18 protein-coding genes are annotated in these 11,450 nt (G+C 47.3%); 2 read left to right on the top strand and 16 right to left on the bottom strand.

Annotated elements, in window-relative coordinates; translation table 11 throughout:
• Positions 1–28: 28 nt before the first annotated feature.
• The 14 genes from JFT56_RS09920 to JFT56_RS09855 all read right to left on the bottom strand — a co-directional run bounded on the left by JFT56_RS09920 (position 29) and on the right by JFT56_RS09855 (position 7,394).
• On the bottom strand, positions 29–406 hold the full coding sequence (locus JFT56_RS09920) for a hypothetical protein (RefSeq protein WP_198783444.1): 378 nt from the start codon (positions 404–406) through the stop codon (positions 29–31).
• 9 nt (positions 407–415) lie between these two features.
• Complete coding sequence (locus JFT56_RS09915) at positions 416–1,216, bottom strand: major capsid protein P2 (RefSeq protein WP_198783443.1); 801 nt, start codon at positions 1,214–1,216, stop codon at positions 416–418.
• Between the two features lie 240 nt (positions 1,217–1,456).
• Complete coding sequence (locus tag JFT56_RS09910) at positions 1,457–2,389, bottom strand: hypothetical protein (RefSeq protein WP_198783442.1); 933 nt, start codon at positions 2,387–2,389, stop codon at positions 1,457–1,459.
• 87 nt (positions 2,390–2,476) lie between these two features.
• Positions 2,477–3,142: a hypothetical protein gene (locus JFT56_RS09905; RefSeq protein WP_198783441.1), complete on the bottom strand. Its 666-nt coding sequence runs from the start codon at positions 3,140–3,142 to the stop codon at positions 2,477–2,479.
• On the bottom strand, positions 3,114–3,542 hold the full coding sequence (locus JFT56_RS09900; RefSeq protein WP_198783440.1) for a hypothetical protein: 429 nt from the start codon (positions 3,540–3,542) through the stop codon (positions 3,114–3,116). Before JFT56_RS09900 ends, JFT56_RS09905 begins: the two co-directional genes overlap by 29 nt.
• A gap of 57 nt (positions 3,543–3,599) precedes the next feature.
• On the bottom strand, positions 3,600–3,983 hold the full coding sequence (locus tag JFT56_RS09895) for a hypothetical protein (protein WP_198783439.1): 384 nt from the start codon (positions 3,981–3,983) through the stop codon (positions 3,600–3,602).
• Position 3,984: 1 nt separating this feature from the next.
• Positions 3,985–4,206 carry a hypothetical protein gene (locus tag JFT56_RS09890; protein WP_198783438.1) on the bottom strand — a complete coding sequence of 74 codons (222 nt, stop codon included), beginning with the start codon at positions 4,204–4,206 and terminating at the stop codon, positions 3,985–3,987.
• Positions 4,199–4,399, bottom strand: a complete 201-nt coding sequence (locus tag JFT56_RS09885) for a hypothetical protein (RefSeq protein ID WP_198783437.1) — start codon at positions 4,397–4,399, stop codon at positions 4,199–4,201. The genes JFT56_RS09890 and JFT56_RS09885 overlap by 8 nt, the downstream gene beginning before the upstream one ends.
• Entirely contained in the window at positions 4,378–6,291 is a 1,914-nt protein-coding gene (locus tag JFT56_RS09880; protein ID WP_233095589.1) for a rolling circle replication-associated protein, read from the bottom strand. Before JFT56_RS09880 ends, JFT56_RS09885 begins: the two co-directional genes overlap by 22 nt.
• Entirely contained in the window at positions 6,278–6,460 is a 183-nt protein-coding gene (locus JFT56_RS09875; protein WP_198783436.1) for a hypothetical protein, read from the bottom strand. Before JFT56_RS09875 ends, JFT56_RS09880 begins: the two co-directional genes overlap by 14 nt.
• A gap of 163 nt (positions 6,461–6,623) precedes the next feature.
• Entirely contained in the window at positions 6,624–6,857 is a 234-nt protein-coding gene (locus JFT56_RS09870) for a hypothetical protein (protein ID WP_198783435.1), read from the bottom strand.
• Positions 6,848–7,054: a hypothetical protein gene (locus JFT56_RS09865; RefSeq protein ID WP_198783434.1), complete on the bottom strand. Its 207-nt coding sequence runs from the start codon at positions 7,052–7,054 to the stop codon at positions 6,848–6,850. The genes JFT56_RS09870 and JFT56_RS09865 overlap by 10 nt, the downstream gene beginning before the upstream one ends.
• The gene (locus JFT56_RS09860) at positions 7,051–7,242 is read right to left on the bottom strand and encodes a hypothetical protein (RefSeq protein WP_198783433.1); all 192 of its coding nucleotides are present in this window, start codon (positions 7,240–7,242) and stop codon (positions 7,051–7,053) included. The genes JFT56_RS09865 and JFT56_RS09860 overlap by 4 nt, the downstream gene beginning before the upstream one ends.
• The gene (locus JFT56_RS09855; protein ID WP_198783432.1) at positions 7,239–7,394 is read right to left on the bottom strand and encodes a hypothetical protein; all 156 of its coding nucleotides are present in this window, start codon (positions 7,392–7,394) and stop codon (positions 7,239–7,241) included. The genes JFT56_RS09860 and JFT56_RS09855 overlap by 4 nt, the downstream gene beginning before the upstream one ends.
• A gap of 187 nt (positions 7,395–7,581) precedes the next feature.
• Here JFT56_RS09855 and JFT56_RS09850 point away from each other — a divergent pair, with 187 nt between their 5' ends.
• The gene (locus JFT56_RS09850; RefSeq protein WP_198783431.1) at positions 7,582–7,875 is read left to right on the top strand and encodes a helix-turn-helix domain-containing protein; all 294 of its coding nucleotides are present in this window, start codon (positions 7,582–7,584) and stop codon (positions 7,873–7,875) included.
• 170 nt (positions 7,876–8,045) lie between these two features.
• Here the strand turns inward: JFT56_RS09850 and JFT56_RS09845 are convergent, their stop codons facing one another.
• Both JFT56_RS09845 and JFT56_RS09840 read right to left on the bottom strand, forming a co-directional pair.
• The gene (locus JFT56_RS09845; protein WP_198783430.1) at positions 8,046–9,344 is read right to left on the bottom strand and encodes a tyrosine-type recombinase/integrase; all 1,299 of its coding nucleotides are present in this window, start codon (positions 9,342–9,344) and stop codon (positions 8,046–8,048) included.
• A gap of 61 nt (positions 9,345–9,405) precedes the next feature.
• The gene (locus JFT56_RS09840; protein WP_198783429.1) at positions 9,406–9,624 is read right to left on the bottom strand and encodes a hypothetical protein; all 219 of its coding nucleotides are present in this window, start codon (positions 9,622–9,624) and stop codon (positions 9,406–9,408) included.
• Positions 9,625–9,791: 167 nt separating this feature from the next.
• On the opposite strand from JFT56_RS09840, the gene JFT56_RS09835 reads away from it, so the two are divergent.
• Positions 9,792–11,396 carry a DUF3369 domain-containing protein gene (locus JFT56_RS09835; protein ID WP_198783428.1) on the top strand — a complete coding sequence of 535 codons (1,605 nt, stop codon included), beginning with the start codon at positions 9,792–9,794 and terminating at the stop codon, positions 11,394–11,396.
• Positions 11,397–11,450 lie beyond the last annotated feature (54 nt).

Below are 11,450 nucleotides of genomic sequence, written 5' to 3'. Positions count from 1 at the left end.
CATAAAAACGCTTTATTCATAGCGCCCCCTATTTCCTGCGACTTAACCAATACAACAGCGCCACCCCGCCAACAACGGCGAACAGTGTGCCTGTGCCGACTTGTAACCCCTGCGCCATTTTTTGGCGCATTTGTTCGGCGGGCGTGCCGTAATAATTGGTATTTGGATTGGGCGTTTGAACTGTTTCTAACAATTCCATTTGCCCTGTGCCGTTGGCGTTTTTCATCGCCTTGATTTGCTCGACCTGCGCCCATGTCCCGAGGGCCATGCCTAGCCCCTCGTTAACACGGTCAAACCAACCCGTAGTTGACGGGTTAGCAGCAACTTTGGTCACTTGCGTGGCCGTTGCCGCCTGCGGCGTTTTTAAATACTCCTCAAGGGAGCCTGTCAGGTAATCAAAAGCCATACAGCCCCCTTAGATACCTGCTAGGCCGTCAAAGTATTCCACGACCACGTTGGCCGAACCTGCGCCAGCGGTATACACGCGAATACGCAAATCTTGCAGACCCGCCAGCGGAATGGCTTGGAGCATGTCGCCCTCAAGGGCAAAGTCGAGCGTCACACGGTCAGCCTGTGGGACTCGGCCATGGTCAGTTTGGATTTTCTCGATCAATGCCTTGTCACTTTCAAAGGCTTTGAGCGAATCCATTTCTAACTCGACCTTGGTCACTTCTGTTGCGGTAACGATGTGAATCGCCGCGATACTGGCAGAGGCAGGGCGCGGGATTTTGTCAATCTCGGTGATGCCTTCGTTTAGGGCCACTGGGAAGGTTTTGATTTTGGTAATGTAACCAATTTCGGCGGCATCGGATTGAATCGCGTAGCCTTGCAGCACTGGTGCGGCGGCTGCGGCATCAATTTCAATGCGCATAGTTACGTTTGAAATGATCCCTGAATTACCCGATTTAGTGCCGAGTCCGAACATGCGGGCTTCGAGTAGGGTTTTCATTTCATCGCGCTTGAAGTGGAAATCAAGCACACCTGCGGCGGTGTTGCGCTTATAGAATTTGTTGTAATTCTCTAAGGCGGTGCCGTCTTTAAATTCGAGGATCGCTTTACCGTTAACCTCTAAGCGGATGTTTTTCATCTGCGCCAGAGTCACACCCGCATAATTTACGTGGATGCGGTCATAGGTGCGGCCGATTGGAAGCTCAAGCGTGGCAGTATTGCCCGCTGCTACGTTTGAAAAGGATGGGAGTTTAACTGTTGTACGCATGTTCTACCCCTTAACCAATTAAACGGCGAACAGACGGGACGCGATTAGCGGCATAGACAACGCCGACAGCAATCGCCACAAAAGGCAGGTATTTTTTAAGCATGGATTTCCCCTTGGGATACGCTGCCTCACGGCAGACTATAAGCGCCTCACGGCGGGTTAACGTGCCTACGCTTCACAGCGTTGGCTAAGTGCGCTTATAGGTATACGGGGATTTTAAGCGGGAGAAAAGCGTACCCGTTAACGGGTACTTTTTAAATTATCTATTGCAATACTTAATTTTTTGTTCCAACTATGGTCATGAATAACGCGAGCGTGCGTCACATCACCATTAATAATTTCGCTTTTTGTAAGTTTGGATATTTCCTCCCAATCCTCACTCAGAACGTAAGTTGCATTCCCAAACTGAACACTTTCAAGAATGAATACAGACGATGCTTCAAAGCCGTAAACAAAATAGCCATTAAACCCAGCTTTTCCTGACGCAATAAAATCTGGTTTTTTAGCCATTATATAATTAGTCCGATGTATAATAGCCTCTCTCTCAGATGGCTTAAGATCTTTGCACCTATCAGATATAAATCTTTTTACATCCGACGGTGTCCAAGGACTATCCCCTTTAGGCAACAACTCCCAGTTCAAATTTTTTTTCTTCACACCCAAAACCGATTGGCTTGCAATATCTACTACTTTGAAACTGCCAAAAATCTCTAGCATCAAGTTACAAATGTGTAGAACACTATCTTCACCCATAGATGATAACGTTATGATATCGCTTGATATATATAGCTCTCCATTTATATCAACAACTGTTAATTGAACAGAAGGAGGATAAACTTCATCTCTTGGGTATCGCTTAATTGTTATGGTTTGAAGGCTTTGATGTGGATTTCTATGCCAATCATAGGTAGTTCTAAATGACATATAGCTATAATTTTCTTTCGGTAAGTCTTTACGGATTACTTCTTTACCTAAAGCGTTAAATTTTGAAACTTTCCCTATCACTTTGGGGGTTATATAAGACCCAGCTTCTAGAGGTACATCAAAACCAATTTTTTTTGCTAATTGTTCACTCATATCTTTAACTGAATGTACAAATCTGATTGATTTGTTCTGTTCAACTAAATTTTTAATGCGACTTAACGTTCGCAGGCTTTTTGCTCTAATTTCCATCTTACGACTCCAGTTGTTTTGATTATTAAACATTTATTGGGGCGTTTAAAATTTAATCAAGCCTAGCCAGCTCACAAACTTGTATTTTTATCTCACAAGATTTACATGTTCAATTTTACTCGATGCAATGTTTCCCCTGACAACCTTATTTGTATTCATATCCTTCATCACATAATCCAGCGGCACCAGCTTGGCCAGCACACTGGGACTAATATCCATTTCTGCGGCCATCATACGGCGGTCGGCGGCGCGGCTTAAGCGACCACAACGAATAATGGTCGCGTTACCTAATGCGGTTTTATCGGATTCTGCGGGGCGCTGCGTTAAAGCAAAGATAGGCGCTAGGCCACGGGCGCGGCCTTTGCGTATCACCTGCCCCCACCAAGGCGGCGCTTTGCTTGGGCTGGTCACATCGGCAATTTCTTCGGCAACCACGGCGGCATTGCACCAGCTAAATGCACATTGCGCCCACACTTCAAACAACTTAAAGTTAGTGGTGACAAAGCGAACCTTTAACGCGCCCCTTGGGTAACGCCTGAGAATATCCACTAATGCGGCGGCGGTGGTCACTTTTACAATGCCCTCAAGCTCGCCGTATTCATCCACTGGATCCCAAATAATCACCCGAGGACATTTAAGCCGCTTAAGCTCGGCTTTAACATAGCTCGACTTTGCTGACCCTGTAGCACCACAGACAACCCGCACATCAGCCTTGCGGCTGGTATCAATCCGCTTTTTCGGTGGTCTGGTCATCGTTTTTCACCTCCTTTTCAGCGTGGCGCGGGGTTTTAAAACGCGGCGCGAGAATTGCCCCTGTGATAATCAGCGCATTAAGCTCGACCCCAAAGGCTCCCGCCCCTTCGGGGAAATACTTGTCGATTAATGCGCCGTAGCTGTCGGCGAGGGCTTGTTGTTCCTCTGGCGCAATATTCCAGTTAGGGGCAAAAATGGCGCAAGTAAGGCCAATAATCGGCGCGATTAGCTCACTACCCGATACATGGGCGGCTTGTGTGGGTTGATAACCTTGGTTTTCGGCTTGGAGTCCGCCCCCTTCGATTTGCTGGGCGGCGGCTAAGGCGGCATCGAACTCGGAAAAATGCTCGGCTTCTACGCCTGTTAAATCTTCTTCTGGCAGTTGGTCTTGTTCTAACATAATTTCCCCTTGGGACTGTTACGGCATCACGCCGTTAATGGGCTTTTGGCTGGCTCGTTAACCGATTAGCCACTTCACAAAACTGGGTTTTTCCTCGATTGGCGATTCTGCCCCCGTAACGGGGATTTGTCCTGCGGACTCGTTAACGGGTACACGGGCAGGAATGGGCGGTATTTTGACCCCGTTAATGATGACGGGACTCGTTAACAGCTTGGCGGTTTCAGGTTCCGTTACGGCTTGGTTTTCCGCTTTTTGTGTTGGTGACCAAATCACCGCATTTTCAAGCATCCAATCTTGCCCCGTAGGTAAGTTAGGCTTAATCATTCCCGCTTTACTCACATAGTAGAGTTTGCCGTTACAGTCGCGCCGTACTGGTGCTTTTTCGTTGCAGAATGGGCAAAGGATTTCGCCTATATCCTCATTTTTAGGTTTACGTGCCATGTTACCCCCTTAATGATACGGGCATAAAAGCCGCCAATATTGCGCCAAACCAACAGCGTTTAGGTTTGACTACGGGCTTAACGGGTTCGCTCGATACAGGTTCGACTTTTTTAGCCACCGTTTGACCAGGCGATTTAGTGATATTTGGCCGAATCGCTTCACGTTCGGCATAGCGGGCATTGTGAGCCGCTGCTGCGGCGCGTTTGTTTGCATGATTACCCATGATTGCGCCCCTCCAATGCATTAACGCGCTTATCTAATTCGGCAATGTGCTCGATAATGTCGCCTAAGAGATCATGGCTTTGACTGGCGGCTTTTTTGGCTAAGGTAATGGCTTGAAACGGCATGGCCTTTTCAGCTGCCTCAATCACTTGGCCGATTTTTTGGTGTTGGTCTAACAAAGCTTTAATTGCCATTGGTGATATTCCTTAAGGTTTTTTTGGTGGATTAAGATTTCGAGTTCTCGGTCAGGTTCAGGCGCTAACTTCTCGGCCAGCCATGCCGACCAAAGGCGCTCTTTTTCGGCAAGGCGATTGCGCACCGCGCTATAAGTGGCGCGGGCGGCGTTAATACCCTTTGTCCAAAGGCGCTGACAGATTTTATTTTCAACACATTCACTTTCACGGCTTAAGCCCTGCCACTGGCGGGCACCGATCGCCCAGTTGAAAAACTTTGAAAGCGCCTCAGCACCCTTAAAAGTAAGTTGATAGTCTTGGGCGCGAACCTCTCCCGCTTTGAGCGCGGCTTTACTGGTTTTGATTTTTTGCTCAAGCTCGGCAATGCGTTTATTGATTTTGGCAAGGGCATCGGCGCGTTTTTGTGCTTTCATCACGGCTTTGTCGCGGATTGCCTTTTCAAGCGCACCATAGGCGCGGCCAATTTCACGGCGAATAGGTTTGGCGCGGTTTTCTAACTTGTATTTGATTTCGCCGATGATTGAGGACATATGCTCGGCGTGATAGCTGGCGATGGTCTCCCACGGCGCGGCGCGGGCAGTTTTTGAAATGTTGTAACGGTTTCCCTTAATTTCGCCTTGGTCGGCTTTTTCGCCTTTGGTCAGATACCCCAAGGCTTTGAGCAGATAACCGCCAGCGGCGTTGGCGCTTTTGATGCGTTGCAAGTTGGCGAACCCCTGCCCCCAAAGCGCCTCGATCCGCGCCGCCCAGTCATGGAACAAATGCGGCTCAACCTGCCAGCGGAGCAGCACATGGCAATGCGGGTTTACTTCACCCTGTTTATTCTTTGGCGCTTCGGCTACCCATAGATAATCCAGCTTATCGCCCGCTGGCTCCACAGTCTCAGTTGCGCCAATGCAGTCAAAGCCGTTTTCATTTTTGAGTACTTCTCCATCGCATGACCAACCGCGCTGATACATTTTGCTAATGGCATCAAAAAAGCGGGAACACTCCGCGCCTATGGTCGATTCGCCGCTAATAATCCTCTCCCGGGCTTCACTGTTGAAAGTGAGCGTTAAAAACGTGGTAAACCCACCGCGAACGGCGGCCACATACGCGCCCGAGTCCAAAATATTGCGAGCGCCACGGCTGCTTAAGTCGCTGGTCACTCTGTCGCCCGATTGCTGAGGCGGCGCTTCACTTGGCGGCATATCCGCTTGAACTCTTAAGCGGTATTCATCCGACCATGCGCGGTACGACACTCGGACAACGGGCGTTTTACTGATCACTATCCCGCTGCGGTCAGATTTGCGCACGCTGTTGTCCATCGGCGGCAAAATTTCGCCCGTTTCAAGGTTCACCCGCCCGACATTGGGCACATGATCCACGGTTTCGGGCGCGGTTTCGTAAATATCACGGACAAGCACACGCTCTGAGGCTTCGAGATTCACGCCCAGCGAGGCGGCAACATTGCCGTGTGACTCGCTATCCTTGGCGCGTAAATGTTCAAGATAGCGGCCAAGGCGGGCCTCCTTACGGGCGTTTGTCGTGGCTACCGTGTGGCGTGTCGGACTTTTGCAATCCTTGACTAGCCTAGCTTTCTCGGCCGTTGGCCGCCCTGCGGGGCTTGGGTTTTGGAGTGCCATTTCAGCAAAAAAGCTGGCATTCCTGCGCATTAAATCCAGCTTTAACTTTTCCGCTGCGGCTTGCTCAAATTCAGATACAAAAATACCGCCCCTTGGGGCGGTTAGGTCTTGCGGCTCTAAGGTGAGCGGCGGCAAATCCTCTATTATCTCAACAGTGGATATGGGCACCCGCGCACCCTTTATTGGCTTATCGTGGATCCATAATTTATTACTCCTCTGTTGTATGGTTTTGGTCTGATTCTGTGGCAAAGGACTATTCTTCATCATCTTCAACCCCGTCCCAAGTGCCTACCGTGGGCGCATCTGGCGGCGCTTGCATCTGCCGCCAGTTTGGCGCCAAACATGAATCAAGAAACATATGGCTACCGATTTCGCCATAACGGGTATGGGTGTTGACGTAATCAACAAGGCTCTGAGCGTAGTCGGTTAGTTGCATGACCAACCCCTGCGTTTAAACCCTTCAATAGCAAGCGCCATCAGCCTATCAGACCAATCATCCAACCTTTTGGCCCTCTTAAAGTTACCTTTTCCATCCGCTTTAAAAGCAAGCATTGAGCAACGCAACGCCCGTTTTTGATACCACTCTGGACTAATCTGCATCATTGCCCCCTCAGCGCTTTGGCTATGGTGGCTGGTTTGATTTGCAGCTTGATAAAGTCGGCCGCTTTTTTGAGTTGGATCATCGTCAACGGCTGGCGGGTTTTCATGCCCAGTTCAAAGGCAAGCCATTCGCTCTGTGTGACGTTGATTAAGTTGCCGATAGTGCCCGCGCTGCAACCGTGTTGCGCGCGGGCCTTGCGGAATTGTTGACCTAGGCTAGTGGTTATAGACATTGGGAATCCTCCCAATCTTTGACAACTTCCCAAATGCGGCGGGTTAAGTTAAACGTGCCGCCAAGAGTCTTGTCTTGGCAATACTTGCCCCACAACTTATGAAGCAACTCAATATGCGCATGGGCGGCAACCAATTCGGCTTGTAATTCGTTTATTTCTTCTGGCGTTGGTGCGCGGAACATTGGGTGATTGTTCATCTTGCACCCCCTTCCAGCTTGGCGATTTCAAAATGAAGTCGCAGAGCAAAGCGGCGGTGTTCACGCATTTCTTCCGTACATACAAAAAAACCTAGGCCGCTTTTGACCCTAAAATCACCTGCCACCCTCGCGCAAATTTTACCTTGGTGAATATGAAAGGCTTTTAATTCTTTGAGTAATGCGATCATCTTGCACCCCCGAAGAACTTGGCTTTCAGGCGGCTGATTAACATGGCGTTGCGCTGGCGTTTGGCAATGCTGAACTTTGCAGTTAAGGCGCTGGCGTCCATCCATACGGGGACTTCGATATTTGAATTGGGTACTTTCTTGTAAGCGGTCATGTGTCTGTCTCCTGTGGTTGTGCCTGTGGGTTTTGTGGCTAACGGGACGCATCCAGCGACCCGCGCCACACAGGACGGACAAACGATACAACCGCAATCACTACTGTACAATAGCAACCTCTCCACCTTGAGCTGCTTGGATTGCACTACTAGACTCTATTGCAGGACACCAAAAGGACACAGAAAAATGCAACCCTCTGACCTGCTCGACCTCATACGAGCCGCTTATGGCTTGACTTCCGACTATCAGGTGATGAAAAGATTTGGTTTTTCACAGACTGGCGTTTCAAAGTGGCGCACTAACACCAATTTTCCAGATGATAAGGTACTGATTAAATTTGCGGATGCGCTCGACATTCACCTAGGCGTTTTGCTATTACATTCAGTGATTTGGCGGCAAAAAGACGCCACAGCAAAGGCCGCATTACAAAAAATACTTGATGCGTTGGCCTACTGTGAAAATTCTGCGTTAATTGATTAGTTTGTTACGGGTATGTGGCAAAATCGGCCACGCCTTACACCTAGCCCAAAAGCCCGCGCAGCCCAAGCGCCGCGCGGCTTCCGTCAAAATTGCCTAATGTTTAGAATGGTTTAACTCTCTATACATTGTACGCAGTTATGTGTGGGAGAGCTTGATGTTCCACTTGGGGCTTATTCATTGATGCCCTGTAAATGATCTAATGGCTTATTGAGCGCGCTTTCGTGCCTTTCCGTTTGAGTGGTATGTAAATACTGAGATGTTGTGTCGATGCTTTCATGGCCGGCATCCGCTTGTACATGGGATAAGGGTCTGCGGTTGATATTAATATCATGCGTAATGCCAGTGTGACGAATATTATGCGCCGTTAGCTGACGCATTTGCTGCGCATCGTGGATGAATCCATCTGTTTGCGCATTATCGGCGGCAAGGTTGATAATATTTTGAATTTCATCACGAACTTGCCGTATTCCTAAGTTAGCGTTCAATAATCCAACATCACGTCCACGACCCGCGGCTCTGTGCCTGACAAATAGCGGATGGCGTTCATTTTGGCTTGGGTAATCCGTTAAACCTAAATAGTGTCGATACGTTACTAATGCGTCGAGTAAGGCTTTAGAAATGGCTACGCTGCGCTTTTTGCCGCCTTTACTCAAAGGAATGTGAAAACTCCATATGCCCGTTTGATGATTCTGCCTAAATTGCCCCATAACGGGTGAATATCCTGCGCGTGCAGAGACGTCCGAAATACGCAGATAGCATGAATAAATTAACGATATTAAAAACAAGCTTCGCTGATGCAGCTCGGGGGATTCTTCAGCTAATGTTGTTACGGTCGTCATTACGTATGACCACTGTAACTCTGTGAATGCAAGGCTATTTTCCTCTTCATCGGGTCGGCTTTGATATCGCCGTGTCAGTGCGAAACGGCTGTGATTGAGCCAAATTTGTGCGGGGTTTCGTTCACAATACTCTTCACCCATTAGGTAGGAATAAAAGGACGATAAAATCGCTATTTTGGTTTTTAATGCATTATCACTCAGTCTATACGGCTGAATTTGTCCTAAATATTTCTTCCCGACAAAGGGCTTCCATAATGGATTTGGTATCCGTTCTCCAAGCTGTTGGTCGAATTTGAACTGTGGAACATTGAAGTAGCCTATCAATTCCACTGGCGGATTAAGGCAATAATCGACGTAACGGCTCATGTCTTTGCGCATTACTTCTGTTGGCGACATAGAGACCACATCAAAGCACCAATGCAGGAATGTGGTGAGTTCACTACGGTAGGCTTTATAGTTGTTTTCACTGTGTTTTTGTTCGAATAACCAATCAGTTGCATGTTCCATCACTAGCCCCGCATCGACGACTTTCGATAGGCTAATTTGAGTGATGTACTGGTTAACAATACAATTGCCATCTTGTATGAATTCAACTGAATCAAATAAAGGGATAACGACTGGATGCTGCATAGACAATTTGAATTATAAAGATTTTTTATATGATAATACTTAAACGCAAATGCCGATAACGTTATTTATCGGCATCAATGTGGATGTTAATTTGTGTGCAATCCGTAAAGGTACATTGGCGACAAAACAGGCGCTTTTTGCAACAAATCAAACAGAGTTGCCAGACTTTTTGCTTAGACACACTGTCAAGGCAACTAAAGTCTGCGGCGCACAAATGACCATCGCGGATCAATTGCGCGAGTTTTTGCTCCGGGATGGATAAATTAATACGTTCGGCCATTGCTCTCTCCTTCTATGATGAAATAACAGCATACACAAATGATAATAGTTATCAACTAGGCTGTTTTGGTCCTATCTCCCATTTTCTTGATTAATTTTTCGACTGCTTTAAAAGGCTTGAACTACACTCATAAAGTGCGCTGGATTTCTACTTTACTGAGGTATCGGATGTCGATTGATCTTACAAAGAAAAAACCTCTTTTTTCCGGTCAAAAAAACCATGAAACGACCGAGGTTGGGATCCCTTGGAAGATACTGGTTGTGGATGATGAACCCGACGTTCACACCGTCACTAAGCTTGCCCTATCCCGTTTCAGGTTAGATGGCCGTGCCCTCACCTTCATCAATGCCTACAGTGCTGAGCAAGCAAAAACCTTATTGAGCCAAGAGCAAGATATTGCAATTGCATTTATCGATGTGGTGATGGAAAGTGATCATGCGGGATTAGAGTTAGTCAAATGGATCCGTGAAGAACTTCGCAACAAGACTATTCGCCTTATCTTACGTACAGGACAACCCGGCCAAGCGCCGGAGGAAGATGTCATCGTTAATTATGATATCAATGATTATAAAGCAAAATCTGAGCTTGATTCCCGCAAATTGATGACCAGTGTTTACTCTTCCCTGCGGTCCTATCGCGATATTATGGAAATCGAGCAAGCAAGACGTACTCAGTTTAATCATCGAATGGGGCTTGAGCGTGTACTTGAGGCAACATCGGGGTTATTTGAATTAAGAACCTTACATAAGTTTGCCGATGGACTCCTCACCCAGGTCGCAACACTGCTCAATTTAGACTCAGAAACTTTGCTCTTAACCTGTAATGCGATGGATGCCATCAGTGGCCATATCGACTCGGCGGAAATTGAAATTCTTGCTGGCACAGGACAATTTGCAAACAGTCCCTCTGACAGAGTGCTCCCAGAGCATATCGATAAACTCCTACGCAGTGCATTAACTCAAAAGCGCTGCCTCTATGAGGATAATTGCTTTATTGGTTATTTCCCGACTAAGAGTGGTTTGATTAACCTGCTTTATATGGATGGCATAGATAAAATCGATGACTTAGACAAAAAACTTGTCGATATCTTCGCGATTAATGTCGGCATTGCCTTTGAGAACTTACTGCTAAATCAGGAGGTTGAAGATACTCAATCTGAGCTTATTCTGCGTCTAGGCGATGTTGTCGAAAGTCGCTCTAAGGAAGCCGCTAACCATGTTAAGCGAATGGCTGAATATTGTTCTCAACTGGCGTTACTGGCGGGATTAAGTGAAAGCGAAGCCGATTTATTACGCCGCGCATCCCCCATGCATGACATAGGTAAAATTGCTATTCCGGATGCGGTATTGCTAAAGCCTGGAAAACTCGATGAGGATGAGTGGAAAGTTATGCGTCAACATCCAATCATAGGGCATCAAATCTTGGCGAACTCCGAGCGCCCTATTTTAAAGGCCGCATCAATTATTGCACTGCAACACCATGAAAAATATGACGGTTCGGGATATCCATCTAGCCTTAAGCAAGATCAAATTCATATCTTTGCTCGTATCGTCGCAATCGCCGATGTGTTTGATGCCCTCTCCCATGCCAGATGCTATAAAGCGGTATGGCCATTAGAGGATGTGCTCACTGAGATGCGTAAAGGCGCGGGTAAACACTTTGATCCCGATCTCTTGGAGCTCTTTATTCAAAATATTGATGTCTTTGTTCACGTAAAAGACAATTGGAAGGATCATGATGAGTGCACGTCCATCTTCAAGAATAATCACTAAAATTCCTTGCAGAGTTCTGCGATGATAGAGTCCTGCAAGGATTTAATGAATCGA

Source organism: Shewanella putrefaciens (genome assembly GCF_016406305.1).
GTDB lineage: Bacteria > Pseudomonadota > Gammaproteobacteria > Enterobacterales > Shewanellaceae > Shewanella > Shewanella putrefaciens_C.
This window is presented reverse-complemented; position numbering and strand designations above follow the sequence as displayed.